The sequence below is a fragment of the Enterobacter sp. HSTU-ASh6 genome (assembly GCF_026319105.1).
GTDB classification, from domain to species: domain Bacteria; phylum Pseudomonadota; class Gammaproteobacteria; order Enterobacterales; family Enterobacteriaceae; genus Enterobacter; species Enterobacter sichuanensis.
Window position 1 is genome coordinate 13,467 of record NZ_WSPD01000027.1, and the last position, 26,830, is coordinate 40,296.

26 protein-coding genes and 2 tRNA genes are annotated in these 26,830 nt (G+C 56.0%); 12 read left to right on the forward strand and 16 right to left on the reverse strand.

All coding sequences use genetic code 11. The annotated features are described in order from the left end of the window. Positions 1-10 precede the first annotated feature (10 nt). The gene (locus GM298_RS21475; RefSeq protein ID WP_025757235.1) at positions 11-487 is read left to right on the forward strand and encodes a kinase inhibitor; all 477 of its coding nucleotides are present in this window, start codon (positions 11-13) and stop codon (positions 485-487) included. 85 nt (positions 488-572) lie between these two features. On the opposite strand, the gene hutH is transcribed toward GM298_RS21475, so the two are convergent. The 5 genes from hutH to hutI form a co-directional block, all read right to left on the reverse strand. Then, entirely contained in the window at positions 573-2,093 is a 1,521-nt protein-coding gene (hutH, locus tag GM298_RS21480) for a histidine ammonia-lyase (RefSeq protein WP_266155266.1), read from the reverse strand. Next, positions 2,093-3,778 carry a urocanate hydratase gene (gene hutU / locus GM298_RS21485; RefSeq protein ID WP_045285436.1) on the reverse strand — a complete coding sequence of 562 codons (1,686 nt, stop codon included), beginning with the start codon at positions 3,776-3,778 and terminating at the stop codon, positions 2,093-2,095. Before hutU ends, hutH begins: the two co-directional genes overlap by 1 nt. Before the next feature lie 127 nt (positions 3,779-3,905). Continuing rightward, entirely contained in the window at positions 3,906-4,640 is a 735-nt protein-coding gene (locus GM298_RS21490) for a histidine utilization repressor (protein WP_094919195.1), read from the reverse strand. A gap of 19 nt (positions 4,641-4,659) precedes the next feature. Continuing rightward, the gene (gene hutG / locus GM298_RS21495) at positions 4,660-5,598 is read right to left on the reverse strand and encodes a formimidoylglutamase (RefSeq protein ID WP_266155267.1); all 939 of its coding nucleotides are present in this window, start codon (positions 5,596-5,598) and stop codon (positions 4,660-4,662) included. After that, complete coding sequence (gene hutI / locus GM298_RS21500) at positions 5,595-6,818, reverse strand: imidazolonepropionase (protein WP_266155269.1); 1,224 nt, start codon at positions 6,816-6,818, stop codon at positions 5,595-5,597. Before hutI ends, hutG begins: the two co-directional genes overlap by 4 nt. Positions 6,819-7,042: 224 nt before the next feature. On the opposite strand from hutI, the gene GM298_RS21505 reads away from it, so the two are divergent. Continuing rightward, on the forward strand, positions 7,043-8,326 hold the full coding sequence (locus GM298_RS21505; RefSeq protein ID WP_045285433.1) for a putative acyl-CoA thioester hydrolase: 1,284 nt from the start codon (positions 7,043-7,045) through the stop codon (positions 8,324-8,326). Between the two features lie 55 nt (positions 8,327-8,381). On the opposite strand, the gene tisB is transcribed toward GM298_RS21505, so the two are convergent. Both tisB and pgl read right to left on the reverse strand, forming a co-directional pair. Then, positions 8,382-8,471, reverse strand: coding sequence for a type I toxin-antitoxin system toxin TisB (gene tisB / locus GM298_RS21510; RefSeq protein ID WP_023332440.1), 90 nt, complete (start codon positions 8,469-8,471; stop codon positions 8,382-8,384). A 567-nt stretch (positions 8,472-9,038) separates the two neighbouring features. Then, positions 9,039-10,034 (reverse strand): 6-phosphogluconolactonase, encoded by a 996-nt coding sequence (gene pgl, locus GM298_RS21515; protein ID WP_047958053.1) that lies wholly within the window; start codon positions 10,032-10,034, stop codon positions 9,039-9,041. A 140-nt stretch (positions 10,035-10,174) separates the two neighbouring features. Between pgl and GM298_RS21520 the strand changes: the two genes are divergently transcribed. Next, on the forward strand, positions 10,175-10,993 hold the full coding sequence (locus tag GM298_RS21520; protein ID WP_266155271.1) for a pyridoxal phosphatase: 819 nt from the start codon (positions 10,175-10,177) through the stop codon (positions 10,991-10,993). Here GM298_RS21520 and modC read toward each other — a convergent pair whose 3' ends face one another. From modC to GM298_RS21540, 4 genes are all read right to left on the reverse strand, one after another. Continuing rightward, on the reverse strand, positions 10,994-12,052 hold the full coding sequence (gene modC, locus GM298_RS21525) for a molybdenum ABC transporter ATP-binding protein ModC (RefSeq protein WP_266155273.1): 1,059 nt from the start codon (positions 12,050-12,052) through the stop codon (positions 10,994-10,996). Positions 12,053-12,054: 2 nt separating this feature from the next. Then, positions 12,055-12,744: a molybdate ABC transporter permease subunit gene (gene modB, locus GM298_RS21530; protein WP_025757225.1), complete on the reverse strand. Its 690-nt coding sequence runs from the start codon at positions 12,742-12,744 to the stop codon at positions 12,055-12,057. Further along, positions 12,744-13,517 (reverse strand): molybdate ABC transporter substrate-binding protein, encoded by a 774-nt coding sequence (gene modA / locus GM298_RS21535; protein WP_266155274.1) that lies wholly within the window; start codon positions 13,515-13,517, stop codon positions 12,744-12,746. Before modA ends, modB begins: the two co-directional genes overlap by 1 nt. A 178-nt stretch (positions 13,518-13,695) precedes the next feature. Further along, on the reverse strand, positions 13,696-13,845 hold the full coding sequence (locus tag GM298_RS21540) for an AcrZ family multidrug efflux pump-associated protein (protein WP_013097516.1): 150 nt from the start codon (positions 13,843-13,845) through the stop codon (positions 13,696-13,698). Positions 13,846-13,973: 128 nt separating this feature from the next. Here GM298_RS21540 and modE point away from each other — a divergent pair, with 128 nt between their 5' ends. The 7 genes from modE (at position 13,974) to gpmA (ending at position 21,720) form a co-directional block, all read left to right on the forward strand. Further along, a complete protein-coding gene (modE, locus tag GM298_RS21545) occupies positions 13,974-14,762 on the forward strand; it encodes a molybdenum-dependent transcriptional regulator (protein WP_266155275.1) in 789 nt (262 codons plus the stop codon). A gap of 67 nt (positions 14,763-14,829) precedes the next feature. Next, positions 14,830-16,302 carry a molybdate ABC transporter ATP-binding protein ModF gene (modF, locus tag GM298_RS21550; protein ID WP_266155276.1) on the forward strand — a complete coding sequence of 491 codons (1,473 nt, stop codon included), beginning with the start codon at positions 14,830-14,832 and terminating at the stop codon, positions 16,300-16,302. A gap of 201 nt (positions 16,303-16,503) precedes the next feature. After that, on the forward strand, positions 16,504-17,520 hold the full coding sequence (galE, locus tag GM298_RS21555) for a UDP-glucose 4-epimerase GalE (RefSeq protein WP_020884951.1): 1,017 nt from the start codon (positions 16,504-16,506) through the stop codon (positions 17,518-17,520). 9 nt (positions 17,521-17,529) lie between these two features. Then, positions 17,530-18,576: a galactose-1-phosphate uridylyltransferase gene (gene galT, locus GM298_RS21560; protein ID WP_025757220.1), complete on the forward strand. Its 1,047-nt coding sequence runs from the start codon at positions 17,530-17,532 to the stop codon at positions 18,574-18,576. Between the two features lie 2 nt (positions 18,577-18,578). After that, positions 18,579-19,727 carry a galactokinase gene (gene galK / locus GM298_RS21565; protein WP_025757219.1) on the forward strand — a complete coding sequence of 383 codons (1,149 nt, stop codon included), beginning with the start codon at positions 18,579-18,581 and terminating at the stop codon, positions 19,725-19,727. Then, positions 19,721-20,761, forward strand: coding sequence for a galactose-1-epimerase (gene galM, locus GM298_RS21570; protein WP_266155277.1), 1,041 nt, complete (start codon positions 19,721-19,723; stop codon positions 20,759-20,761). Before galK ends, galM begins: the two co-directional genes overlap by 7 nt. 206 nt (positions 20,762-20,967) lie before the next feature. Continuing rightward, positions 20,968-21,720: a 2,3-diphosphoglycerate-dependent phosphoglycerate mutase gene (gpmA, locus tag GM298_RS21575; RefSeq protein ID WP_008501111.1), complete on the forward strand. Its 753-nt coding sequence runs from the start codon at positions 20,968-20,970 to the stop codon at positions 21,718-21,720. 60 nt (positions 21,721-21,780) lie between these two features. On the opposite strand, the gene aroG is transcribed toward gpmA, so the two are convergent. Then, positions 21,781-22,833, reverse strand: a complete 1,053-nt coding sequence (gene aroG, locus GM298_RS21580; protein WP_025757217.1) for a 3-deoxy-7-phosphoheptulonate synthase AroG — start codon at positions 22,831-22,833, stop codon at positions 21,781-21,783. 304 nt (positions 22,834-23,137) lie between these two features. Between aroG and GM298_RS21585 the strand changes: the two genes are divergently transcribed. Both GM298_RS21585 and zitB read left to right on the forward strand, forming a co-directional pair. Further along, positions 23,138-23,518 (forward strand): protein YbgS, encoded by a 381-nt coding sequence (locus GM298_RS21585; RefSeq protein ID WP_025757216.1) that lies wholly within the window; start codon positions 23,138-23,140, stop codon positions 23,516-23,518. A gap of 106 nt (positions 23,519-23,624) precedes the next feature. Continuing rightward, positions 23,625-24,563, forward strand: coding sequence for a CDF family zinc transporter ZitB (gene zitB / locus GM298_RS21590; RefSeq protein ID WP_045285426.1), 939 nt, complete (start codon positions 23,625-23,627; stop codon positions 24,561-24,563). Here zitB and pnuC read toward each other — a convergent pair. From pnuC to GM298_RS21610, 4 genes are all read right to left on the reverse strand, one after another. Then, the gene (pnuC, locus tag GM298_RS21595) at positions 24,560-25,279 is read right to left on the reverse strand and encodes a nicotinamide riboside transporter PnuC (protein ID WP_045285425.1); all 720 of its coding nucleotides are present in this window, start codon (positions 25,277-25,279) and stop codon (positions 24,560-24,562) included. The two genes, zitB and pnuC, sit on opposite strands and share 4 nt — an antisense overlap. 22 nt (positions 25,280-25,301) lie before the next feature. Continuing rightward, entirely contained in the window at positions 25,302-26,345 is a 1,044-nt protein-coding gene (nadA, locus tag GM298_RS21600; protein WP_025757213.1) for a quinolinate synthase NadA, read from the reverse strand. Positions 26,346-26,536: 191 nt separating this feature from the next. Then, a tRNA-Lys gene (locus GM298_RS21605) sits at positions 26,537-26,612 on the reverse strand. A gap of 23 nt (positions 26,613-26,635) precedes the next feature. Then, positions 26,636-26,711, reverse strand: a tRNA-Lys gene (locus tag GM298_RS21610). Positions 26,712-26,830 lie beyond the last annotated feature (119 nt).

Below are 26,830 nucleotides of genomic sequence, written 5' to 3' on the forward strand. Positions count from 1 at the left end.
GGTAAACCGTATGAAAATCATCAGTAAAGATCTGCGCGACGGTGAAAAGCTGCCGGAGCGTCACGTATTCAACGGCATGGGGTATCAGGGAGACAATATCTCCCCGCACCTGGCGTGGGATGATGTTCCAGCGGGCACCAAAAGTTTTGTCGTCACCTGTTACGATCCGGATGCCCCCACCGGCTCGGGCTGGTGGCACTGGATTGTGGCGAACCTGCCTGCCGATACGCGGGTCCTGCCGCAGGGTTCCGGCTCTGACCTGGTTGCGCTGCCTGAAGGCGCCATTCAGACCCGCACCGATTTTGGCAAAGCAGGTTACGGCGGCGCGGCGCCACCAAAAGGGGAAACCCACCGCTATATCTTTACGGTACACGCGCTGGATGTGGAGAAGATAGACGTGGATGAAGGGGCGAGCGGCGCAATGGTAGGGTTTAACGTGCATTTCCATTCGCTGGGGAGCGCGTCGATTACGGCGATGTATTCGTAAAAAAAGCCGGGTGGCGGCTACGCCTTACCCGGCCTGGATTTCGTACCCGTAGGCCCGGTAAGCGCAGCGCCACCGGGCAAAAAAATCACAGCACCGGCGGCAACAACCCTACCAGACGCCCTTCCTCCAGAAGCTGCATCGCCTTATCAATATCCGGCGCAAAGAAGCGGTCATCATCGTAATGGGATACGTGCTCGCGCAACGTCTGGCGCGCCTGCTCCAGCAGTGGGCTGGATTTCAGGCCTTCACGCAGGTCGATACCCTGACATGCCGCCAGCCACTCCACCGCCAGCACGCCACGGGTGTTGGACGCCATCTCCCACAGACGACGTCCGGCTGCAGGGGCCATGGAGACATGGTCTTCCTGGTTTGCGGAGGTAGGCAGACTGTCCACGCTGTGCGGGTGAGACAGGGCTTTGTTCTCGCTTGCCAGCGCCGCGGCGGTCACCTGGGCAATCATAAAGCCCGAGTTGACGCCGCCGTTACGCACCAGGAACGGTGGCAGCTGGGACATGTGTTTATCCATCATCAGCGCAATGCGGCGCTCGGACAACGCGCCGACTTCGGCAATCGCCAGCGCGATATTATCCGCCGCCATCGCTACCGGCTCAGCGTGGAAGTTACCGCCGGAGACTACCTCGTTTTCCTGGGCGAATACCAGCGGGTTATCGGACACCGCGTTGGCTTCCACCAGCAGCACCTCTGCGGCCTGACGCAACTGCGTCAGACAGGCCCCCATCACCTGCGGCTGACAGCGCAGTGAATACGGATCCTGCACTTTTTCACAGTTGTGGTGCGATTCAGCGATTTCGCTGGTGTCGGTAAGCACGTGACGGTACAGGCTGGCCGCGTCAATCTGCCCGCGCTGGCCGCGTACGTCATGGATGCGCGCGTCGAACGGACGACGCGAGCCCAGCACGGCTTCGGTGGTCAGCGCGCCGCACACAACGGCTGAGGCAAAGAGATCTTCCGCTTCAAACAGGCCGCGCAGCGCGAATGCCGTCGATGCCTGCGTGCCGTTCAGCAGCGCCAGCCCCTCTTTGGCCGCCAGCGTAATCGGAGTGAGTCCCGCTTTTTTCAGCGCCTCTTTCGCCGGGAGCCACTCGCCCTGCCAGCGCGCCTGGCCTTCACTCAGCAGCAGCAGCGACATGTGCGCCAGCGGCGCGAGGTCACCGGATGCACCAACGGAACCTTTCGCCGGGATCCACGGGTAGACTTCGGCATTGACCAGCGCCATCAGCGCCTGGATCACGCTCAGGCGAATGCCGGAGAAGCCGCGCGCCAGGCTGTTGATTTTGAGCACCATCATCAGACGGACAATCTCATCATCCAGCGGCTGGCCAACGCCCGCCGCATGAGACAGCACCAGCGAGCGCTGTAAGTTTTCCAGATCGTGTGTCGCGATGCGGGTCTGCGCCAGCAGCCCAAAGCCGGTATTAATCCCGTAGGCGGTGCGCCCTTCGGCCACAATGGCTTCGACGCAGGCGACGCTGTCGTTGATGGCGGCGTGGGCGCTTTCATCCAGCGAAAGGGTGACCGGTTGACGCCAGACGCTACGCAGCTGCTTGAGGGTCAGTGAGCCGGGTGTGAGTGTTAACGCGTTCATTAATGCTTTCCTTGTGTGGCAGGGATCATCGGCAGGTTGAGTCCCTGCTCTTTGGCACAGTCAATCGCAATGTCGTAACCCGCATCGGCATGACGCATCACGCCGGTTGCCGGGTCGTTGTGCAGCACGCGAGCGATACGCGCGGCGGCTTCATCGGTTCCGTCACAGACGATGACCATCCCGGAATGCTGGGAGAAGCCCATCCCCACGCCGCCACCGTGGTGCAGCGAAACCCAGGTCGCGCCGCTGGCGGTGTTCAACAGGGCGTTCAGCAGTGGCCAGTCGGAGACCGCGTCTGAGCCGTCGCGCATGGCTTCGGTTTCACGGTTCGGACTGGCGACAGAGCCGGAGTCCAGATGGTCGCGGCCGATAACAATCGGCGCGGAGACTTCGCCGCTGCGTACCATTTCGTTAAAGGCCAGCCCGAGCTTTTGACGCCACGCCAGCCCTACCCAGCAGATACGCGCCGGTAAGCCCTGGAAGTTAATGCGCTCGCGGGCCATATCCAGCCAGTGGTGCAGGTGTTCGTCATCGGCGACGATCTCCTTCACTTTGGCATCGGTCTTGTAGATATCTTCCGGATCGCCGGACAGGGCAACCCAGCGGAACGGACCGATACCGCGGCAGAACAGCGGGCGGATATACGCAGGGACAAAGCCCGGGAAGTCAAAAGCGTTATTCACGCCCATCTCTTTCGCCATCTGGCGGATGTTGTTGCCGTAATCGAAGGTTGGAATGCCCATCTGGCTGAAGGCCAGCATGGCGGAGACGTGTTCTGCCATGGAACGTTTCGCGGCCAGCACCGTGCCTTCCGGGTCAGTTTCCGCTTTCTGCTGATAAGCTTCCCACGTCCAGCCTTTTGGCAGGTAACCATGCAGAGGATCGTGGGCGCTGGTCTGGTCGGTCACGAGATCCGGGCGCACGCCGCGGGCGACGAGTTCAGGAAGGATCTCCGCCGCGTTGCCGCACAGGGCAATCGACACCGCTTTGCCTTCAGACGTGTATTTTTTGATACGCGCCAGCGCATCGTCCAGGCTGGTCGCCTGCTCGTCGACGTAACGGGTACGCAGACGGAAATCAATGCGGCTCTGCTGGCACTCAATGTTTAGCGAGCAGGCACCCGCAAGCGTGGCGGCCAGCGGCTGCGCGCCGCCCATACCGCCGAGACCTGCGGTCAGTACCCAGCGGCCTTTCAGCGAGCCATTGTAGTGCTGACGACCGGCTTCCACGAAGGTCTCGTAGGTGCCCTGTACAATCCCCTGGCTGCCGATGTAGATCCAGCTCCCCGCGGTCATCTGGCCATACATCGCCAGCCCTTTGGCGTCGAGTTCGTTGAAATGTTCCCAGGTGGCCCAGTGCGGTACGAGGTTAGAGTTGGCGATCAGCACGCGCGGCGCGTTTTTGTGGGTTTTGAACACCCCCACCGGCTTGCCGGATTGCACCAGCAGGGTTTCGTCGTGTTCGAGTTCAGTCAGGGACTTTACAATTGCGTCATAGCATTCCCAGTTGCGCGCGGCGCGACCAATGCCGCCGTAGACCACCAGCTCGTGGGGGTTTTCCGCCACCTCAGGATCAAGGTTATTCATCAACATGCGCAGCGGGGCTTCGGTGAGCCAGCTTTTGGCGGTAAGGGTGGTGCCGCGCGCGGCGCGGACATCCTGCTGGCGGTATTTACCTGACGACATTGTGTGCTCCTCATACGGGACAGATGATGCATTTAGATATACTTGTATAGACAAGCACACACAAGGTCGTATTTAACAAAAAAGATACAATTTTGTTATATTGCGTTAGCTATCACGCTTTTAAAACTTATGACATAAAGTGGCCCTGCAGCCGGTAGCGATTCCCCGGGAATAGCAGCCGGGCATGCGACACAATATGTGACGATGACCAGGTTCGGCGGCGGATCAGCAGGCACGGATCGTGTTCTTTAATGCGCAGACGTTCGCACTCCTGCGGGGTGGCGCGCACGGCTTCCACAATGTGCTCCCCTTCCGTCAGCGGGGCGACCAGCGAAAGATAGGCGTGGGGCGTGGTTTGGGTGTAATCCTGGTTCAGATACTCCGGGATCCGTTCGGCGTTGACGCAGCGATCTTCAATCTGCACCGGAATGTCGTTTTCAAAATGCACCATCACGGAGTGGAAGATGCGGCTTCCCTCCCTGACGTTAAGCTCTGCGGCCTGCTCGGCGCTGGCCTGCGTCTCTTCCAGCACCAGCACTTCACAGCGATGCTGATGATTACGCGCGGCAATCTCGTCCGCAATACTGCGGATTTCAAACAGGGCGGATTGCCCTTTCGGTTCTGCCACAAACGTCCCGACTCCCTGCAGACGTACCAGAAGCCCTTCATCGGTCAGCTCGCGCAGCGCCCGGTTGATAGTCATCCGGCTAAAACCAAACTGCGCCACCAGATCGGCCTCCGACGGAATGCGATCGTGCGGCCGCCAGACGCCGGTGGCGATTTTCTCGCTAATCGCCTGCTTCACCTTTTCGTAGAAAGGCGCGGGAGGGCTCGACTGCGGCAGCGGTGAGCGTGAAAACATCATGACTCCTTAAATGCTGTTATGCCCACCAGTGAGCAATTTGCCAGGCCAGACGGGCGGCGAGCTTTGCGCCCTGTCCGTCCCGATCGTAGTGCGGGTTAAACTCTACCAGATCGGCGGCCTGAAGCTTACCGCTACGGCAGATATGTTCGATGACAGGCAGGAGATCCAGAGCCGGTATGCCTAACGCAGCCGGTGCGGAAACAGCCGGCATTTCGCCTGCGGGCAGGACATCCAGATCGATCGTCAGGTAGATACGATCGGCCTGCGCCAGCACCTTTTCCACGGCGGATAACGCATCGCGTCTGAAATGCAGATCTTCCACCAGCGTGACGTTCAGACGTTCAGCCTCATCCCACAGCGCCTGCGTGTTCGCCGCCCGGCTTACGCCTAAACAGGCGTAGCGAAATTCCCGCTCGCGTTCATCGCAATGGCGTGCCAGCTGGCGAAACGGCGTGCCGGATGTCGCGCGCTCGGCCTTGCGCAGGTCAAGATGTGCGTCAAGGTTAATCACCGCCACGCGCTCGTCTGGGAAAGCATCCAGAATGCCCCGGCCATGCGCCCAGGCGGTTTCGTGCCCGCCGCCAAAGACCAGCGTGCGCATTCCGGACTGCTGGCAGGCGGTAACGGCATCGCTTAACGCCTGCTGGGCCGCTTCGAGCTCGTCTCCTTCCACACAGACCGAGCCCATATCCGCCAGCCGCTCGTGTCCCTGGTGGCTTGCCATGTTCGCCAGCGCCTTACGCAGGATATCCGGTGCCTGTCCGGCACCGGGCCTGCCCTGATTGCGTTTAACCCCTTCATCACATTCAAAGCCTATCAATGCAATGCCGCCTGGCAGGGGGGTAAACGTTGCCTGCTGTTGTATGGTCTGAAAAATACGCGTTGCATTGCTGGCCTCAGCGCTGTCGTCACGCCCCTGCCAGACCGATTCTGCAACGGGCCGCCATAACCTCATACTGCCTCCCCACGGAAAATACGCTGATACAGCGGATTGCGTCCCGGCTCGTAGACCATCTCTACCGGATGATGAGCATCCCAGACGATAAAATCAGCGACGAAGCCTGCCCGTAGCTGTCCGTGGGTTTTACCGCGGCCCAGCGCCTGCGCGGCATGTCGCGTCACGCCAGCCCAGGCTTCTTCAGGCGTCAAGCTAAACTGTACGCAGGCCATGTTCATCGCCAGGTGCAGGCTGGCAAACGGGCTCGTCCCAGGGTTATAGTCGGTGGCGACAGCCATCGGCACACCCTGTCTTCTGAGCTGTTCCACCGGCGGACGCTGGCGCTCCTGAAGAAAATAGAATGCGCCGGGCAGCAGAACCGCAACCGTACCGCTTTGCGCCATCGCCTGAACACCTGCATCATCCAGGTATTCGATATGATCGGCCGACAGCCCGTTAAATCGGCTAACCAGCGCCGCACCGCCCAGATTTGAAAGCTGTTCCACATGCCCTTTTACCGGGATACCGAGCGCAGTCGCCGCCTGGAAGAGTCGCTCGGTTTGCGACGGCGTAAAGCCGACGTTTTCACAAAACACGTCCACCGCTTCAAACAGCTCTTTTTGCCACAGCGCGGGCATGATCTGCTCGCAGACCATCGTAAGGTATGCATCCGGATCGTGTTTGTATTCCGTCGGAACCGCATGCGCGGCCAGCAGCGTTGGGCTGATATCAATCGGGTTATTCAGGCTCAGCTGGCGCGCCACCTGCAGCATCTTCTCTTCGGCATCGGCGTTTAGGCCATATCCGGACTTGATTTCAAGGGTGGTGACACCTTCGTTCATCAGACGCTGAAGCCGCTGCTGCGCCAGCTTAAGCAGCGTTTCGGGTGAGCTGTTGCGCGTCGCCGTCACGGTAGCGTTAATTCCGCCGCCCTGCGCGCTGATGGTTTGATAAGAGACGCCATTCAGCCGCTGCTCCCACTCCGCCGCGCGATCGCCGCCAAACACGAGATGGGTATGGCAATCAATCAGGCCTGGCGTCACCAGACGCCCCTGAAGATCGACGCAGTGACGGTGTCCATAAGGAATGTCAGATTCAGGGATCACAGCCGCAAGGGTGTGGCCGCGCACGACCAGGGCGTGTTGCTCTTTCAGTCCATATGGCGCAGCAACATCTGGCGCCATTGTCGCCAGGCGCGCATTTCGCCATATTACATCGTCAGGAAGGATCTGCTGCATGGGCATTCCACTTGTCATGGGTTGTATAGACATTTATTTTCATCTGCCGTCTGCTGTCAACCGTAATAAGGGAAAATGTTATTTATTTGTGACGACTTTCCCGCCCCCTGCGGGCGAAAAATGCAACTTTTACCCTTTTTATCTTCCCGTTTCGCTCAACTTAGTATAAAAAAGCAGGCTATTTCGTCTGTCCCGTAAAGACTTGCATACCCAGGAGCTTCACCTTGAACATTTCCAGGATTTCCCGTCTGGCGTTGGCACTCGCCTTTGGCGTGACCTTATCCGCATGCAGTTCAACACCACCGGACCAGCGACCGTCTGAGCAGGTCGCCCCCGGCACCGCATCCCGCCCGATTTTGTCCGCGGATGAAGCGAAGAACTTCGATCGTGCGCACTATTTCTCGGCGATGGATCCTAACGCTGCGCCGTGGACCCCGTCTTCTATTAACCTGCCGAAACAGCCAGATTTCGTGGTTGGCCCGGCGGGTGCGCAGGGCGTAACGCATACCTCTATTCAGGCTGCGGTGGATGCTGCCATCACTAAACACAGCGCGTCTCGCCAGTACATTGCTATCCTGCCAGGTGAATACGAAGGCACCGTCTATGTTCCGGCGGCGCCAGGCAGCATTACCCTGTACGGTCTGGGCGAAAAAGCGATCGATGTTAAAATTGGCCTGGCGATTGATTCCGAAATCGACAGCAACGCCTGGCGTCATCTGGTCAACCCTGCCGGCAAATACATGCCGGGCAAACCGGCGTGGTATATGTTTGATAACTGCCAGAGCAAGCGTTCCGCCACCGTTGGCGTGATGTGCTCAGCGGTATTCTGGTCTCAGAATAACGGTCTGCAACTGCAAAACCTGACCATTCAGAATACCCTGGGTGACAGTGTTGATGCCGGTACCCACCAGGCCGTTGCGCTGCGTAGCGATGGCGATAAAGTCCAGATCAACAACGTCAACATTCTCGGCCGTCAGAACACCTTCTTCGTGACCAACAGCGGCGTGCAGAACACCCTGCAGAATAACCGACTGACCCGTACGCTGGTGACCAACAGCTACGTTGAAGGTGACGTGGATCTGGTCTCCGGTCGTGGTGCAGTGGTGTTTGATAATACGGACTTCCGCGTGGTGAACTCGCGTACCCAGCAGGAAGGCTATGTGTTTGCGCCAGCCACCCAGTCTAACCTGTTCTACGGTTTCCTTGCTGTGAACAGCCGCTTTAACGCTGCCGGTGACGGCGTGGCGCAGCTGGGTCGCTCCCTGGATGTGGACTCTGCGACCAACGGCCAGGTGGTGATCCGCGACAGCGTGATCAACGAAGGCTTCAATATGGCGAAGCCATGGGCCGATGCCGCAATTTCCAAACGTCCGTTCTCCGGCAATACCGGTACGGTGGATGATAAAGGGAACGTGCAGCGCAACCTGAACGACGCTAACTTCAACCGCATGTGGGAATACAACAACCGCGGTCTGGGTAGCAACGTGGTGGCTGAGCCGAAGCAGTAATAAGATGAGAGTAAAAGGGGGAGTTCAATCCCCCTTTTTACTGCGACTGAATGCGTCAGGCTCCAAACTTAAGATACGCATCCAATAGTTGCATAATCGCAACCATGAGTTGCAGGAACAGAATTGCCCATTCCACACCGCTCATACGCCACTCCTTTGGTATTACCCGTCATACTTCAAGTTGCAGGTGCGTTGGCTACACTCGTTCACCCCAGTCACGTACTTATGTACGCTCCTGGGGATTCACTCCTTTGCCGCCTTCCTGCAACTCGAATTATTTAGGGTATAGAGCACTTCTCCTCTGGTTTACCTTTCCGCTGCCTGTCACCAGAGGTGTGTTGGTTATGTTTTGATGTGCTCCGCAGTTTAGGCACTGTCGGCACCACCCGACAGCCAGGACTTAAAAAGGACCCTGAAGTGCGGAACTGCAACACATCAAACCAACGGACAGAATGATATCAGACCATAACTGTACATAAAAACAGTTGTGAGAAGTTTAGGAATTTATAAAGAGAAATCATATAACAAACTGATTCTATTGAAGATAAATAGTGAGCATCCCTTCATAATTCCTTTTATTCGTTGATGATGAATTTACATCATGCTAAGCCAATATTATGATGGTCGCGTTGGTTACGTTTTGATGTGCTCACCCGGCTACCACCGGGCATAAAAAAACCTCGCATTCGCGAGGTTTTTTGTTTTAAGCCGCTTAATGAGCGTTTACCACCACCCACATCGGCCCCTGGCCGACGGCATAGCGCCCTTTCTCTTCCAGCAGACCCTGCTCGCCTTTAATTTCGTACAGCGCGATGTGGTGGGATTTCTGCCCCGCCGCAATCAGGAACTTACCGCTGTGATCGATATTAAAGCCGCGCGGCTGGGTTTCCGTTGGCTGGAAGCCTTCAATGGCCAGCACGCTGCCGTCCTCGGAAACGCTGAAAACGGTAATCAGGCTGGAGGTACGGTCACAGGCGTACAGATGACGACCATCTGGCGTGATGTGAATATCCGCCGCCCAGCGGGTGTCGGAGAAGTCAGACGGCATCATATCCAGCGTCTGCACACACTCAATCTGGCCGTTAGGATCTTTTAGTTCCCATACGTCCACAGAGCTGTTCAGCTCGTTCACCACGTAGGCATACTGCTGGTTCGGATGGAAGACCATATGACGCGGGCCCGCGCCTTCAACGGTAGTGACTTCCGCCGGATTCTGCGCCACCAGGTGACCATCGTCGCTCAGGGTGAACAGACAGATACGATCCTGCTTGAGCGCAGGCACCCACAGCGTGCGGTTATCCGGAGAGATATTCGCCGAGTGGCAGCCTTCCAGCCCTTCCACCACATCCACGGTTTCAACCGGGATGCCCTCTTCCAGACGCGTTACGCTAACACAACCGGCGTTATACGAGCCGCTGAAGACAAAGTTGCCTTTACGATCGGTAGAAATGTGGGTTGGGCTGCCCGGCAATGGCGCTTCGGCAGTGTAAGTCAGCGCGCCGTCGTCCGGAGAAATGCGATAGGCCAGCACGCGAAACTCCGGGCGCACACCCACGTACAAGAAACGTTTATCCGGGCTGATGACCATCGGCTGTACCTGGCCTGGCACATCAACAACCTGAACCAGCGTGAGTGTCCCTTCGGTATTTAAGCGCCAGACGTGGATCTGCTGGCTTTCAGGACTGGCGGTATAAACGGTTTGTTTCATGAATATTCACTCCTCACTGCGCATGAAAGTAGTTAACTTTTGACGGTGAATGCTGAATTGTCGACAGGAATTTTGAAGCCTTCGCCTCTCGGTGTACCATCCCATCAAAACGTAAATTCAATATTAACCCGGGAAAACAGATGACCTCGCGTGTGATTGCTCTGGATTTAGACGGTACCTTACTGACGCCGCAAAAAACCCTTCTCCCCTCTTCTCTGGAAGCGCTTAAACGCGCGCAGGAAGCGGGATATCAACTCCTTATAGTAACGGGTCGACATCACGTTGCCATTCACCCTTTTTATCAGGCACTGGCGTTAGATACACCTGCAATTTGCTGTAATGGCACTTATTTGTATGATTATCAGGCAAAAAAGGTTTTAGCATCCGACCCGCTGCCGGTACCCCAGGCGCTGCAGTTGATTGATCTGCTTGATGAGCATGACGTTCACGGCCTGATGTATGTGGACAACGCAATGGTCTACGAGCGTCCAACCGGCCATGTGGTGCGCACCAGCAACTGGGCGTTGTCTCTGCCTGAAGCCCAGCGTCCGGTCTTTACTCAGGTTTCCTCCCTGCGTCAGGCCGCTCAGGATGTTGAGGCGATCTGGAAATTCGCCCTGACGGATGAAGATACCACCAAACTAAATAGCTTCGCGAAACACGTGGAACAGACGCTGGGTCTGGAGTGCGAATGGTCCTGGCACGATCAGGTGGATATTGCCCGCAAGGGTAACAGCAAAGGCAAGCGTCTGGCGCAGTACGTGGAGTCCCAGGGCGGGTCGATGCAGGACGTGATTGCCTTTGGCGATAACTACAACGACATCAGCATGCTGGAAGCCGCCGGTACAGGTGTGGCGATGGGCAATGCCGATGATGCCGTGAAGGCGCGCGCCAACGTGGTGATTGGTGACAACACCTCCGACAGCATCGCGCAGTACATTTATACCCACCTGCTGTAATCAGGTAGTGATTGAGACGCTCTTGATTTGCGCGTAAAGCCACAGGCCGGGTTTGATCCCCAACTCATCCCGGGCCCAGGGGCTGATGCGCGCCCAGAGCGTTCTGCTCCCCACCTCCAGCTTCACTTCCACCTGGCCGTTATCATCAAAACACTCTGCCACTTTGGCACGCAGAATATTTCGAATGCTGGTCTGCAGCGGGGGTTGTAAAACCAGAGAGACATCCGAGGCCTGAATGCGGATCCGCAGGACTGACTGCAGCGGTTTATCGATCCGGTTAACCCACAGATGCTGATCGCCCAATGCCAGCGCGGTCATCGCGTAGTGCGGATGGTGTTCCAGAACGCTCACTTTCAGAATGCTGCTCTGCTGCTCTTTCGGTAGCCAGGGATGCATTACGCTGCTGCCCCATACCTCTTCCAGTTTGCCGAAGGCCTTCACGCTGCCCTCTTCCAACACCAGCACGTTATCGGCCAGATGCAGGATCTCATCCAGCGAATGGCTGACGTAGAGCATCGGGATGTTGATTTCACGCGTCAGGCGCTGCAGATAAGGCAGGAGCTCACGTTTACGCGGAATATCCAGCGAGGCCAGCGGTTCGTCAAGCAGCAGCAGTTCGGGTGCGGTCAGCAACGCGCGGCCAATCGCCACGCGCTGTTTCTCTCCGCCGGAAAGCGAAGAAGGCAGTCTGTCGAGCAGCGGTTCAATACCTAACAGCGCGACCAGTTTATCAAACTGCGGAGCCATGCTTTTCGCCATGCCGTAACGCAGGTTGCCGCGCACGCTGTAGTGCGGGAATAAGCGTGCATCCTGGAAAACATAGCCAATACGACGTTTATCAGGCGACAGATATACCTTATTTTCCACGTCATTTAAGACGCGGTTATTCAATACAATCCGTCCTGACTGCGGACGGGTCAGGCCGCTTATCGCATTAATCAACGACGTTTTGCCCGCCCCTGAGACGCCAAAAATAGCGGTGATACCGCTTGCAGGCAGCGTCTCGTTAAGCGTCAGGGTATGGTTTCCCAGCGTCTGAGTGAAATGAAGCTCAAGCATGTCTATTTCCCCATCCGCTCACGACTGACTCTCGCCAGCCATTCCGACACCAGCAGCGATACCAGGGCTAACACAATGGAGATGATGCACAGCCGCGCTGCGGCCCCCTCTCCTCCCGGCGTCTGGATCAGGGTATACATGGCCGAAGGAAGGGTTCGCGTCTCGCCGGGAATGTTCGACACAAAGGTGATCGTGGCGCCAAACTCGCCGAGCGACCGGGCGAAGGCCAGCACCGTGCCGACAATAATACCCGGCAGCGTGAGCGGAAGTGTGATGGTGAAAAAGACGCGCCAGCGCCCGGCGCCCAGCGTGCGTGCTGCCTGTTCGAGCTTCATGTCCACACCTTCCAGCGCAAGGCGGATCGCTCTCACCATCAACGGGAATGACATCACCGCTGCGGCCAGGACCGCCCCGCGCCAGCTAAACGCAAATGTCAGCCCAAACCAGTCATAAAGTTTTTCGCCAATAAAACCGCGTCGCCCCATCGAAATCAGCAGCAGATAACCTACCACCACGGGCGGCAACACGAGCGGAAGATGCAGCACGCTGTCGAGCAGCGCTTTGCCGGGAAACTGACAGCGAACCAGTAACCAGGCAAAGAAGATCCCAAAGGGCAAACTCAGCGCAACCGCCAGGGAAGAGACTTTCAGGCTCAGCAGAACAGCCTGCCATTCAGGATCGGTCAATATCATCAGTGAGTCGTAAATCCATAACGTTTAAAGATTGCGGACGCGTGCGGCCACTTCAGATAATCGAGGAAAGCCGTCACGGTCGCATTTTTATGTCCATCAACAATCGCAACAGGGTATTCCACTTTCTTGTGGGAGTCTTCCGGGAACGTTGCGACCACTTTCACCCCCTTGCTGGCCACGGCATCAGAGCCGTAGACAATGCCCAGCGGGGCTTCGTTGCGTTCCACCAGCGCCAGTGCGCCGCGAACATCTTCTGCCGGCGCCAGTTTCGGCGACAGCGTCTCCCACGCGCCCAGTTTTTGCAGCGCTTCTTTGGCGTAAATGCCGGCCGGAACATGATCCGGATCCCCCACCGCCAGACGCCCCCCGTTCAGAAGCCGGGTCCAGTCTGTTGCTTTGTTGATGGTGATGTCAGCCTGGGCACTGGCTTTCGGCGCTACGACAACCAGGCTATTACCCAGCAGCGTTTCGCGGGTTGACGCATCAATCGCTTTTTTCTCCGCTGCGTAATCCATCCACTTCTGGTCCGCCGAAATGAATAGATCCGCCGGTGCGCCCGCTTCTATCTGGCGCGCCAGCGTAGAGGAAGAGGCAAACGAGGAGACCACCTCGACGTTGTTCTCTTTTTTATACGCCGCCGCGATATCCTGCAGCGCATTGGTCAGCGACGCCGCCGCAAAGACCGTTATTTTGCCGTCGTCCGCCAGCGCATGTCCGGTAAGCGAAAGCGTCAGCGCAGCCCCTGCGAAAAGGCGTACCCATGAACGTGCCATTTGTCACTCCTGTCAGTAGCGTTATATACACATTAATATAACGATATCGTCAGGGAGATCCCAGCGTTTATTCGTACCGCTCAAGGGGTAAACCGGTGTCATCTGTAAAAGAGTATCGGTGAAAAGAAGAAAAACTTGAGAGCAAAACGCCCGGACTGGCCGGGCGTTTTGTGGGGAATCAATGCTGTTTTTTAGCGCGGTCTCTGTGACCAATGTTCGAAAAGACGTTGAACACTTCACCCAGGCCGTAGATGGCACCGAGGATGATGGCCATCACTACTGGTACCATGATCACGGCGAATACCAGACTTTTCAACAACTCTAACATGGTTTTCTCCAGATATTGTGAATGGCTTATTCTACCCTTTCAGGTGAGAAAAACATCCCCTTTTGTGCGGTACCCTTTGCGCCCTGCACCATTTGGGTCACAATACCCTTTTTTGCCAGGATACTGTTATGCAGGCCGAAATTCTCCTTACTCTCAGACTTCAGCAAAAGCTTTTCGCCGATCCGCGACGTATCACCCTGCTTAAACAGATAGAACAAACGGGCTCAATTAGCCAGGGGGCGAAAAATGCCGGGATCAGCTATAAAAGCGCCTGGGATGCCATCAATGAGATGAACACCCTGAGCGAACATCCGCTGGTAGACAGGGCCACGGGCGGCAAAGGCGGAGGTGGCGCAATCGTGACACGTTACGGCCAGCGCCTTATTCAGCTTTACGATCTGCTGGCCCGGATCCAGCAAAAAGCGTTTGATGTGCTGAGTGACGACGATAACGTGCCGCTGGACAGTTTGCTGGCCGCTATTTCCCGCTTCTCATTACAAACTAGCGCCCGCAACCAGTGGTTTGGCACAGTGACGGCGCGCGATAATCTGCAGATACAGCAGCATATTGAGATCCTGCTTGCCGATGGTACCACCCGTCTGAAAGCCGCCATCACGGCGCAGAGCGCAGAGCGTCTTGGACTCGATGAAGGAAAAGAGGTGCTGGTGCTGCTGAAAGCGCCGTGGGTCAACGTCACACGAAATCCCGACGCGGCAAAGGCAGCAGATAACCAGCTTCAGGGCACCATCAGCCGTATCGAACGCGGCGAAGCGCAGTGCGAAGTGCTGATGACCCTGGCAGACGGGCAAATGCTGTGCGCGACGGTACCGATCAGCGAGGCGGACGATTTAGAAGAAGGTGCTGTCGTCACCGCCTGGTTCAACGCAGACCGGGTGATTATCGCCACTTTGTGCTAAGCACATTGACAATCGTACCGACAGTGCGTATCCCTGATAACTATTGCTGCAAAAACAGGGATAAATCATGTCATCATTGCATATTTCGCAAGGCACGTTTCGTCTTGGCGATACCCGAACGCTGACGATTGCTGATTTGACAATACGCGCAGGTGAAAGCTGGGCGTTTGTCGGCACCAACGGCAGCGGTAAATCTGCCCTGGCCCGCGCGCTGGCCGGAGAGCTTCCCCTCCTTAAAGGTGAAAACCAGAGCGAGTTTACCCGCCTGACGCGCCTCTCATTTGAACAACTGCAAAAGCTGGTGAGCGACGAGTGGCAGCGCAACAACACCGATTTACTCAGCCCGGGCGAAGACGATACCGGCCGCACGACGGCGGAAATCATTCAGGATGAGGTGAAGGATCCTGCCCGCTGTCAGCGCCTGGCAGAACAGTTTGGCATTTCCGCCCTGCTGACCCGACGCTTCAAATACCTCTCCACCGGTGAGACGCGGAAAACGCTGCTTTGTCAGGCCCTGATGAGCGAGCCTGAACTGCTGATCCTCGACGAACCGTTCGACGGCCTTGACGTGCAGTCCCGTGCGCAGCTGGCAGCCCTGCTGGCGTCGCTGAATCAGCAGGGATATACCCTCGTGCTGGTGCTTAACCGCTTTGATGAGATCCCGGATTTTATCCAGCATGCAGGCGTACTGGCCGATTGTAATCTGGCCGAGACAGGGGAAAAATCGGCGCTGCTTAAGCAGGCGCTCATCGCCCAGCTCGCACACAGCGAACGGCTTGACGGAATTACCCTTCCGGAACCCGACGCCCCTTCGGCTCGCCACGCGCTTGATCCCCACCAGCCGCGCATCGTGCTGCGTGATGGCGTGGTTTCGTATGACGATCGACCGATCCTTAACCACCTGAGCTGGACGGTTAATCCTGGGGAGCACTGGCAAATTGTCGGCCCCAACGGCGCGGGAAAATCGACGCTGCTGAGTCTGATCACCGGCGATCACCCGCAGGGTTATAGCAACGATCTGACGCTGTTTGGCCGCCGTCGCGGCAGCGGTGAAACTATCTGGGATATCAAAAAACACATTGGCTACGTCAGCAGCAGCCTGCATCTGGATTACCGGGTCAGCACCACGGTACGCAACGTGATCCTCTCAGGCTATTTTGACTCCATCGGCATTTATCAGGCGGTATCGGATAAACAGCAAAAGCTGGCTCAGCAGTGGCTGGACATTCTGGGCATGGATAACCGGGTCGCTGACGCGCCGTTTCATAGCCTGTCATGGGGACAGCAGCGCCTGGCGCTGATCGTGCGCGCGCTGGTGAAACATCCTACGCTGCTCATTCTGGATGAACCCCTTCAGGGGCTGGATCCGCTCAATCGACAACTTATCCGCCGCTTTGTGGATGTGCTGATTAGCGAAGGCGAAACGCAGCTGCTGTTCGTTTCACACCATGCCGAAGATGCCCCCGCCTGCATCACGCATCGTCTTGAATTTGTTCCGGACGGGGAACAGTATCATTATCAGCTCAGCAAAATCGATTAACCTTCGGAGGGCCAGGCCCTCCGTTTTTCAGATAACCTGCACTAAGACATCTCTATCCCGTTGATCTACAATGCCTCATGGCTGCTGAAAATCGGATTTTAAAAACAGTGTAAACGATTCCACTATTTTATCCCATGTCACACTTTTCGCGTCTCTGTTATGCTATGGTTATTACATACCATAAGCCCAATGGAGCGAATTATGCGAGTTCTGGTAACAGGTGGTAGCGGTTACATAGGTAGTCATACCTGCGTGCAGCTGCTGCAAAACGGTCATGATGTCATCATCCTCGATAACCTGTGCAACAGTAAGCGCAGCGTGCTGCCTGTGATTGAACGTCTTGGCGGGAAACAGCCAACATTCGTCGAAGGCGACATCCGCAATGAAGCGCTGATGACCGAGATCCTTCACGACCATGCTATTGAAACGGTGATCCACTTCGCCGGCCTGAAAGCCGTCGGGGAGTCGGTCGCAAAGCCGCTCGAGTATTACGACAATAACGTCAACGGTACGCTGCGTTTAATCTCTGCGATGCGCGCCGCAAACGTGAAGAACTTCATCTTCAGCTCTTCCGCGACCGTCTATGGCGATCAGCCTAAAATTCCTTACGTTGAAAGTTTCCCAACCGGTACGCCACAAAGCCCGTATGGCAAGAGCAAACTAATGGTGGAGCAAATCCTGACCGATCTGCAAAAAGCACAGCCTGAGTGGAGCATCGCGTTGCTGCGCTACTTCAACCCGGTGGGCGCTCATCCGTCTGGCGATATGGGTGAAGACCCGCAGGGCATTCCGAATAACCTGATGCCGTATATCGCCCAGGTGGCGGTAGGTCGTCGTGAGTCACTGGCTATTTTCGGCAATGATTATCCAACGGAAGATGGCACCGGCGTGCGTGACTATATTCACGTGATGGATCTGGCTGACGGCCACGTGGCGGCGATGCAGCAGCTGGCCGACAAACCGGGCGTACATATTTACAACCTCGGCGCCGGTATCGGTAGCAGCGTGCTGGATGTGGTTAACGCCTTCAGCAAAGCCTGCGGCAAGCCGGTGAACTACCACTTCGCTCCGCGTCGCGAAGGCGATCTCCCGGCGTACTGGGCCGATGCCTCCAAAGCCGATAAAGAGCTTAACTGGCGTGTCACCCGCACGCTTGATGAAATGGCACAGGATACCTGGCACTGGCAGTCGCGCCATCCGCAGGGGTATCCGGACTAAGGATCCGTCATGACTTCGTTTAATCCCGTCGATCATCCGCATCGTCGTTTTAACCCGCTAAGCGGGCAATGGATTTTGGTTTCTCCGCATCGCGCCAAGCGCCCCTGGCAGGGGGCGCAAGAGACGCCTGCGAAACAAACGCTGCCACAGCACGACCCGGACTGCTTCCTGTGTCCGGGCAACACGCGCGTAACGGGAGATAAAAACCCGGACTATAAAGGCACCTTCGTTTTTACCAATGATTTTGCCGCCCTGATGACCGACACGCCGGACGCGCCTGCGAGCCACGATCCGCTGATGCGCTGTGAAAGCGCCCGAGGGACCAGCCGTGTGATCTGCTTCTCGCCCGATCACAGCAAAACGCTGCCGGAGCTGAGTGTTGAGGCACTGCAAGAGGTGGTCAGTACCTGGCAGGCACAAACCGCGGAGCTGGGCCAGACTTACCCGTGGGTACAGGTTTTTGAAAATAAAGGCGCGGCCATGGGCTGCTCTAACCCGCACCCGCATGGTCAGATCTGGGCGAACAGTTTCCTGCCCAACGAAGCCGAGCGTGAGGACCGTCTGCAGAAAGACTATTACGCCGAAAATGGCTCGCCAATGCTGGTGGATTACACGCAGCGCGAACGGGCCGACGGCAGCCGGACCGTGGTGGAAACTGAACACTGGCTGGCCGTTGTGCCTTACTGGGCAGCCTGGCCGTTTGAAACGCTGCTGCTGCCGAAAGCGCACGTTCAGCGCATCACCGATCTCAGCGACGCGCAGCGCGACGACCTTGCTCTGGCGCTGAAAAAACTGACCAGCCGTTACGACAACCTGTTCCAGTGCTCCTTCCCGTACTCAATGGGCTGGCACGGCGCACCGTTTAACGGGGAAGAGAATCAACACTGGCAGTTGCATGCCCATTTCTATCCGCCGTTGCTGCGCTCTGCGACGGTGCGTAAATTTATGGTGGGCTATGAAATGCTGGCGGAAACCCAGCGTGACCTGACGGCGGAACAGGCGGCAGAACGTCTGCGTGCCGTTAGCGACGTCCACTATCGCGAATCAGGAGTCTAAAAATGAGTCTGAAAGATAAAACACAATCCCTGTTTGCTGAAAAATTTGGCTACCCTGCCACCCACGTTATCCAGGCGCCTGGCCGCGTTAACCTGATTGGTGAACACACCGACTACAACGACGGTTTTGTTCTGCCCTGCGCCATTGACTACCAGACGGTCATCAGCTGTGCAAAACGCGACGATCGTAAAGTCCGCGTGATTGCCGCAGATTACGGTAATGAGACGGACGAATTTTCCCTCGATGCTCCGATTGTGACGCACGACAGCCAGCAGTGGTCTAACTACGTGCGCGGCGTAGTGAAACATCTGCAAAAACGTAATAAGAATTTTGGTGGTGCGGATCTCGTCATCAGCGGCAACGTTCCGCAAGGTGCGGGCTTAAGCTCCTCTGCGTCTCTGGAAGTCGCCGTTGGCACCGTCTTCCAGCAGCTTTATCATCTGCCGCTGGATGGCGCGCAAATTGCGCTCAACGGTCAGGAAGCGGAAAACCAGTTCGTGGGCTGTAATTGCGGCATCATGGACCAGCTGATCTCTGCGCTGGGCAAAAAAGAACACGCGCTGCTGATTGACTGCCGGACGCTAGGGACCAAAGCCGTTCCTCTGCCAAAAGGTGCGGCAGTCGTGATTATCAACAGTAACTTTAAACGCACGCTGGTGGGCAGCGAATACAACACGCGCCGCGAACAATGTGAAACGGGCGCTCGCTTCTTCCAGCAATCTGCCCTGCGCGACGTTACGCTTAATGAATTCAATAAAGTGGCACACGAGCTGGATCCTATTGTCGCCAAACGCGTTCGTCACGTACTGACAGAAAACGCCCGTACCGTTGAAGCGGCGTCCGCGCTGGCGAAAGGCGATTTGAAACGTATGGGTGAGCTGATGGCGGAATCGCATGCCTCCATGCGTGATGATTTTGAAATCACCGTTCCGCAGATTGATACGCTGGTTGAGATCGTGAAAGCGGCAATTGGCGATAAAGGCGGCGTGCGTATGACCGGCGGTGGCTTCGGGGGCTGTATTGTTGCCCTGGTGCCGGAAGAACTTGTTCCTGCCGTCCAGCAGGCGGTGGAGAAACAGTACGAAGCAAAAACAGGTATTAAAGAAACTTTCTACGTGTGTAAAGCATCACAAGGAGCCGGACAGTGCTAAACGAAACACCCACTCTCGCACCGGATGGTCTGCCGTATCGCCTGTTAACCCTGCGCAACAGCGCAGGGATGGTGGTTACGCTGATGGACTGGGGAGCCACGCTGCTCTCTGCCCGCGTCCCCATGCCGGATGGCAGCGTACGCGAAACCCTTCTCGGCTGCGCCTCGCCTGAGCAGTATATTCATCAGTCCGCCTATCTGGGCGCGTCTGTCGGACGCTATGCTAACCGCATCGCGAAAAGCCGTTTTGAACTCGACGGCGTGCAGTGCACCCTGCTTCCAAGCCAGGGTGAAAACCAGCTCCACGGCGGGCCAGAAGGCTTTGATAAACGCCGCTGGAAAATTGTCCGGCAAAACGACGGCGAAGTGCTGTTCTCACTGGATTCCCATGATGGCGATCAGGGCTTCCCGGGTAACCTTACCGCTTTCGCGCGCTTTACGTTGACCGACGACAACCGTATCGCCATTGAATACCGTGCAACGGTCGACAAGCCGTGTCCGGTCAACTTGACCAACCACGCGTACTTTAATCTGGACGGTAACCAGTGCGACGTACGTAACCACAAGCTGCAACTCCTTGCCGATGATTATTTGCCGGTTGACGAGATGGGCATTCCGTATCAGGGCCTGAAATCCGTGAACGGCACCAGCTTTGATTTCCGCCGCGCGAAAACGATCGCCCAGGATTTCCTGAGCGATGACGATCAGCGCAAGGTGAAAGGTTACGACCATGCTTTCCTGCTGCAGGCAAAAGGCGATGTGAAGCAGCCTGCCGCGCAGGTCTGGTCCAGCGATGAGAAGCTGCAGATGACGGTTTACACCACCGCGCCTGCCCTGCAATTCTACTCTGGCAACTTCCTTGGCGGCACGACGGCGCGCGAACACGTTGAGTACAGCGACTGGCAAGGACTGGCGCTGGAGAGCGAGTTCCTGCCGGACAGCCCGAATCATCCGGAATGGCCGCAGACAGACTGTGTGCTACGCCCGGGTGAAGAGTACGTGAGCGTGACGGAATACCATTTTATTCCGCATTGATTTTCAGCCCTCCCATCAGAGGGCTTTTTTCTGCACGCTTTGCTGAAAATAGCGCCGATCGCAGACAAAATCATAACCCTGGATTCACAAGCATCTTACACTCAGAGACTATTTTCGCTATGGTTAGGGTTAAGCGTTGCTGCTGGCACGGCCACGGCAATATAATGAGAATTGTTATCATTCTAAAAATGTTTGAGGAGTAAGAGATGGCTATTACTAAGCTGGTCCTGGTACGTCACGGCGAAAGCCAGTGGAACAACGAAAACCGCTTTACCGGTTGGTACGACGTTGATCTGTCTGAAAAAGGCGTAAGCGAAGCAAAAGCAGCGGGTAAACTGCTGAAGGAAGAAGGCTTCAGCTTTGATTTTGCTTACACCTCTGTGCTGAAACGTGCCATCCACACCCTGTGGAACGTGCTGGACGAACTGGATCAGGCCTGGCTGCCGGTTGAGAAATCCTGGAAACTGAACGAGCGTCATTACGGTGCGCTGCAGGGTCTGAACAAAGCCGAAACCGCTGAGAAATACGGTGATGAGCAGGTTAAACAGTGGCGTCGCGGCTTCGCGGTTACCCCACCAGAGCTGACCAAAGATGACGAGCGTTACCCGGGCCACGACCCACGCTACGCAAAACTGACTGACGCTGAGCTGCCAACCACCGAAAGCCTGGCCCTGACCATCGACCGCGTTGTGCCTTACTGGAACGAAACCATTCTGCCACGCCTGAAAAGCGGTGAGCGCGTGATCATCGCCGCTCACGGTAACTCCCTGCGTGCGCTGGTGAAATACCTGGACAACATGGGCGAAGATGAAATTCTCGAACTGAACATCCCAACCGGCGTACCGCTGGTGTATGAGTTCGACGAGAACTTCAAACCAATCAAACACTACTATCTGGGTAACGCAGATGAGATCGCGGCGAAAGCAGCGGCTGTTGCGAACCAGGGTAAAGCGAAGTAATTTTCGCCAGCCATAAAAAAAGCGCGGAGCCTTCCGCGCTTTTTTATTTCCTCAGCCGGATTAACCGCGACGCGCTTTTACCGCATTCGCCAGCTGACGGAGGATCGTGTCGGTGTCGTCCCAGCCGATGCAGGCATCGGTGACGCTTTTACCGTAAACCAGCGGCTCGCTGCCTTCCAGGTTCTGGTTACCTTCAACCAGATGACTTTCGATCATCACCCCAATCACCGCCTTCTCGCCGCCGGCAATCTGCTGACAGACATCTGCGCCCACTTCCATCTGCTTTTTAAACTGCTTGCTGGAGTTCGCGTGGCTGAAGTCAATCATCACCTGCGGTGGCAGCCCTGCTTTCTCCAGCCCAACTTTGACTTCTGCCACATGTTTTGCGCTGTAGTTCGGCTCTTTACCGCCGCGCAGAATGATATGGCAGTCACCGTTACCGCTGGTGTTAACGATGGCAGAGTGTCCCCATTTGGTCACGGACAGGAAGCAGTGTGGCGCACCTGCGGCATTGATGGCATCAATCGCCACCTTGATTGTGCCGTCGGTACCGTTTTTAAAACCTACCGGGCAAGAGAGGCCGGACGCCAGCTCACGGTGAACCTGAGACTCCGTGGTGCGCGCACCAATCGCCCCCCAGCTCATCAGGTCAGCCAGATACTGTGGCGTAATCATATCCAGGAACTCACCGGCTGCAGGCAGGCCACTGTCGTTGATTTCGAGCAGCAGCTTACGGGCAATACGCAGGCCGTCATTGATCTGGAAGCTATTGTCCATATGTGGATCGTTAATCAGCCCTTTCCAGCCCACCGTGGTACGCGGTTTTTCAAAGTAAACGCGCATCACGATCTCCAGCTCGCCTTTCAGCTCTTCACGCAGGGTGAGCAGACGGGCAGCGTACTCTTTCGCGGCTGCAGGGTCGTGAATGGAGCATGGGCCAATTACCACCAGAAGACGATCGTCATTACCTTTCAGGATCTTGTGGATCGCTTTACGAGCATGAGAAACCGTGTTTGCGGCATTTTCAGTGGCGGGGAATTTCTCAAGGAGTGCTACAGGAGGTAATAACTCATTGATCTCTTTAATGCGTAAATCGTCGTTCTGATAATTCATTTTCTTTCCAGCTCTGCCATATCTTTAGTAATGAAAGCAATCCTTTCAATCTATCTTGTCGACCATGAAGTGTAAACACGGTTTTACACTTCACGCAGATAATTCCTGGAATTCGCCTAAAAATCGCCACAAAATAGCGAAAAACGAGATCTAACCTAAGCTTTTTAACTGTAACAACCATTTTTAAACGCTTTAACGCGATTCCGTACTGACGTAAGTCGGTAAGGCGGGATCTTTCGCCTTTGAAAAAGATGCACTGTTGGAGAATGTTATCCAGCGTAACGACAAGAACAGGAGCACCATGATGAAAATGACGAAACTGGCAACCCTCTTCCTGACTGCCACACTCACTCTGGCAAGCGGCAGCGTCCTTGCCGCTGAAACGGGCACCTCAGACAACAACGGTGATGCCAATGCGGCGGCATCAGCAGGTCAGGTCGCCCCTGATGCAAAACAGAATATCGCCCCGAATAATGTCGATAACAACCAGATTAATACCGGCAACACCAATACCGGAGGCACCATGTTGCACCCGAACGGTAGTGGTTCCGGTACCATGAATCATGACAACATGAGTTCGGATGAAGTCCATAAGAACTCGATGTGTAAAGACGGCAAATGCCCGGATCCCAATGACAAAGTGGGTAATGACGCCAATACCAAAACCGATGGCACGACCCAGTAATCTGTTGTGATCGGGAAGAAAGAGGAGAGCTCAGGCTCTCCTTTCTTTTTGGAGTAACCTATTAAAAACGCTACACTAAAAACAATAACACACCAGGAAAGCACACATGGCGCACACCCATTCGCACTCTCACACTCCCGGCAACGACAACGCTAAACGACTGATGCTGGCCTTTGGCGTCACGGCAACCTTTATGGTGATCGAGGTCATTGGCGGGCTGGTTTCCGGCTCTCTGGCGCTTCTGGCTGATGCCGGACATATGCTGACCGACGCAGCCGCGCTGCTCTTCGCCCTGCTGGCCGTGCAGTTTGCTCGTCGTCCTCCGAACGCGCGCCATACCTTCGGCTGGCTGAGGCTGACAACCCTTGCCGCGTTTGTTAACGCCATTGCGCTGGTGGTCATTACCGTGCTTATCGTCTGGGAAGCGGTACAGCGCTTCAGACACCCTCAGCCGATCGCCGGGACAACAATGATGGTAATTGCCGTGGCCGGACTGCTGGCGAATATCCTGGCCTTCTGGATTTTGCACCGTGGGAGTGGGGAGAAGAACCTCAACGTGCGCGCGGCTGCCCTGCATGTACTGGGGGATTTGCTCGGCTCAGTCGGGGCGATTGTGGCCGCACTGGTGATCCTCTATACCGGCTGGACGCCCGTCGATCCGATTCTGTCCGTGCTGGTGTCGTGTCTGGTCTTGCGCAGCGCCTGGCGTCTGCTGAAGGAGAGCGTTAATGAACTGCTTGAAGGGGCGCCGACATCCATGGATATCGACGAGCTGAAGCGTAACCTGCGCCGCTCAGTTCCGGAAGTACGCAACGTTCATCATGTGCACGTCTGGCTGGTAGGGGAAAAACCGGTCATGACAATGCACGTCCAGGTGATCCCGCCTCACGACCATGATGCGCTCCTTGAACGCATCCAGCATTTTCTTGAACATCACTACGACATTGGCCACGCTACCATCCAGATGGAGTACCAGCCCTGTAACGGGCCAGACTGCCACCTTAACGAGGCGCAGTCCGGCCATTCACATCATCATCACCCTTAACGGGAAAGCGCGTGAGAGCCACGCTCACGCGCGCTGTTAATCCACATCCGACTACCATTCAGCGCGATGAAGGTCAGCAGCAGATATTCCAGCGACATGGCATACACACCCTGCAGAGCAAAAATCACCACGCTGATGACGTTAATGATGACCCACAGCAGCCAGTTCTCAACGTATTTGCGGGTCATCAGGATCATCGCCGCAATCGACAGCACCATCATGCAGGAATCCCAGAACGGGAAGGCGTCCGGCTGCAGTTCCGGCATCGTCACATGCAAACCGAGACCGGACATGACCGCCACGGCAATTTGGGTCAGGAATGCAAATACCGGATTGATATAGACCGTCATTAGACCAATGGCAACCACGCACGCGACAAACCAGGCGATGGCTTTCGGTAAGGGCAGCCAGCGGATCTGCAACTCCGCCTCCTGCTGACTGTTCTGCCGCGACCACGCGTACCACCCGTAGATATTTGCCGCAAAGAAGAACAGCTGCAAAAGCAGGCTGGCGTACAGCTGGATCTGGAAGAAGATAATCGCAAACAGCGTGACGTTAATGATCCCAAACGCGTAATTACTGATCTTCTCAAGGCTTGCCAGCCAGATACACAATAATCCTGCCAGCGTACCAACCGCCTCAATCCATGACAGGTCATAGCCACCTGCACCAATCGGTATATGAACCAGAATGTTCTGTGTGCTAAAAAAATCCATCTTTTCCCCAGGGCGTTTTGAATTAAGTACGTAGTGTAGCCGCAAAATCCAGCATGCGGTTAAGTGGAACTAACGCGCCTTCACGCAGGGCAGCATCCACATGGATTTCATGCGCCGCACCGCCGGTTTCTAACCCTTCGGCAATGGCTTTCAGACCGTTCATCGCCATCCACGGACAGTGCGCACAGCTGCGGCACGTTGCCCCCTCACCTGCCGTGGGGGCTTCAAGGAGCTCTTTTTCCGGCACGGCCTGCTGCATCTTATAAAAGATACCGCGATCGGTCGCCACAATAAGCTGCTTGTGAGGCAACGTCCTGGCCGCGTTGATAAGCTGGCTGGTGGAGCCCACGGCGTCCGCCATGTCGACAATTGACTGCGGTGATTCAGGGTGAACCAGAATGGCCGCGTCAGGATAAAGCGCCTTCATGCGCGCCAGCGCCTGGGTCTTGAACTCGTCGTGCACAATGCAGGCGCCCTGCCAGCAGAGGACGTCTGCCCCCGTCTGCTTCTGGACATAATTACCGAGATGGCGGTCAGGTGCCCAGATAATTTTCTCACCCAGGCTATCCAGGTGTTCGATCAGTTCAACGGCGATACTCGATGTGACCACCCAGTCAGCGCGCGCTTTTACCGCCGCGGAGGTGTTGGCGTACACCACAACCGTACGGTCAGGGTGGGCGTCACAGAAAGCGCTAAATTCATCAATGGGGCAGCCGAGGTCCAGTGAACACTCCGCATTAAGCGTAGGCATCAGAATGGTTTTTTCAGGGCTGAGGATCTTTGCCGTTTCGCCCATAAAACGCACCCCTGCGACCAGCAGCGTGGAGGCTGGATGCCGTGCACCGAAGCGCGCCATCTCCAGTGAGTCAGAAATACAGCCTCCTGTCTCTTCCGCCAGTTGCTGGATTTCCGGATCGGTATAGTAATGCGCCACCATCACCGCATCTCGCTCTTTGAGAAGACGCTTGATTTTCTCTCGGTAGAACTGTTTTTCATCCACGCTTAGCGGGACAGGCTTTGGCGGAAACGGATAGATTGCGGCTTCAGGATCAAACATCACGCTCATTATGGCTTCTCGTTTTACTGGCTTAACAATATTGCCTTTCTTTTGCCTGACATAGCAAAACGCATGGCAATTGTGTTTTGTATACTAAACAAGATAGCGAATCTGGAGTGAAAAGTCACCGGGAATAGATATGCGGAGCATTTGTTGCATCGCAGATAGCAAAAAAGCGCCTTTAGGGCGCTTTTTAACATTGGTGGGTCGTGCAGGATTCGAACCTGCGACCAATTGATTAAAAGTCAACTGCTCTACCAACTGAGCTAACGACCCCTTGCGGGATTTTTTCTTCGAAGTGGTGGGTCGTGCAGGATTCGAACCTGCGACCAATTGATTAAAAGTCAACTGCTCTACCAACTGAGCTAACGACCCATTCGGGTGCTGACTTCGAAGATTTTACTCGGTTCCACTTTGAAGTGGTGGGTCGTGCAGGATTCGAACCTGCGACCAATTGATTAAAAGTCAACTGCTCTACCAACTGAGCTAACGAC

Bases quoted from the DNA above. Each gene is read 5' to 3' on its own strand.
- zitB (WP_045285426.1), top strand. From the start codon at position 23,625: ATGGCGCACACCCATTCGCACTCTCACACTCCCGGCAACGACAACGCT.
- hutI (WP_266155269.1), bottom strand. From the start codon at position 6,818: ATGCAGCAGATCCTTCCTGACGATGTAATATGGCGAAATGCGCGCCTG.
- tisB (WP_023332440.1), bottom strand. From the start codon at position 8,471: ATGAGCGGTGTGGAATGGGCAATTCTGTTCCTGCAACTCATGGTTGCG.
- hutG (WP_266155267.1), bottom strand. From the start codon at position 5,598: ATGAGGTTATGGCGGCCCGTTGCAGAATCGGTCTGGCAGGGGCGTGAC.
- modE (WP_266155275.1), top strand. From the start codon at position 13,974: ATGCAGGCCGAAATTCTCCTTACTCTCAGACTTCAGCAAAAGCTTTTC.
- pnuC (WP_045285425.1), bottom strand. From the start codon at position 25,279: ATGGATTTTTTTAGCACACAGAACATTCTGGTTCATATACCGATTGGT.
- GM298_RS21490 (WP_094919195.1), bottom strand. From the start codon at position 4,640: ATGTTTTCACGCTCACCGCTGCCGCAGTCGAGCCCTCCCGCGCCTTTC.
- GM298_RS21475 (WP_025757235.1), top strand. From the start codon at position 11: ATGAAAATCATCAGTAAAGATCTGCGCGACGGTGAAAAGCTGCCGGAG.
- GM298_RS21585 (WP_025757216.1), top strand. From the start codon at position 23,138: ATGAAAATGACGAAACTGGCAACCCTCTTCCTGACTGCCACACTCACT.
- gpmA (WP_008501111.1), top strand. From the start codon at position 20,968: ATGGCTATTACTAAGCTGGTCCTGGTACGTCACGGCGAAAGCCAGTGG.
- galE (WP_020884951.1), top strand. From the start codon at position 16,504: ATGCGAGTTCTGGTAACAGGTGGTAGCGGTTACATAGGTAGTCATACC.
- modC (WP_266155273.1), bottom strand. From the start codon at position 12,052: ATGCTTGAGCTTCATTTCACTCAGACGCTGGGAAACCATACCCTGACG.
- nadA (WP_025757213.1), bottom strand. From the start codon at position 26,345: ATGAGCGTGATGTTTGATCCTGAAGCCGCAATCTATCCGTTTCCGCCA.
- GM298_RS21520 (WP_266155271.1), top strand. From the start codon at position 10,175: ATGACCTCGCGTGTGATTGCTCTGGATTTAGACGGTACCTTACTGACG.
- galT (WP_025757220.1), top strand. From the start codon at position 17,530: ATGACTTCGTTTAATCCCGTCGATCATCCGCATCGTCGTTTTAACCCG.
- modF (WP_266155276.1), top strand. From the start codon at position 14,830: ATGTCATCATTGCATATTTCGCAAGGCACGTTTCGTCTTGGCGATACC.
- pgl (WP_047958053.1), bottom strand. From the start codon at position 10,034: ATGAAACAAACCGTTTATACCGCCAGTCCTGAAAGCCAGCAGATCCAC.
- galK (WP_025757219.1), top strand. From the start codon at position 18,579: ATGAGTCTGAAAGATAAAACACAATCCCTGTTTGCTGAAAAATTTGGC.
- aroG (WP_025757217.1), bottom strand. From the start codon at position 22,833: ATGAATTATCAGAACGACGATTTACGCATTAAAGAGATCAATGAGTTA.
- modB (WP_025757225.1), bottom strand. From the start codon at position 12,744: ATGATATTGACCGATCCTGAATGGCAGGCTGTTCTGCTGAGCCTGAAA.
- hutU (WP_045285436.1), bottom strand. From the start codon at position 3,778: ATGTCGTCAGGTAAATACCGCCAGCAGGATGTCCGCGCCGCGCGCGGC.
- GM298_RS21540 (WP_013097516.1), bottom strand. From the start codon at position 13,845: ATGTTAGAGTTGTTGAAAAGTCTGGTATTCGCCGTGATCATGGTACCA.
- modA (WP_266155274.1), bottom strand. From the start codon at position 13,517: ATGGCACGTTCATGGGTACGCCTTTTCGCAGGGGCTGCGCTGACGCTT.
- hutH (WP_266155266.1), bottom strand. From the start codon at position 2,093: ATGAACGCGTTAACACTCACACCCGGCTCACTGACCCTCAAGCAGCTG.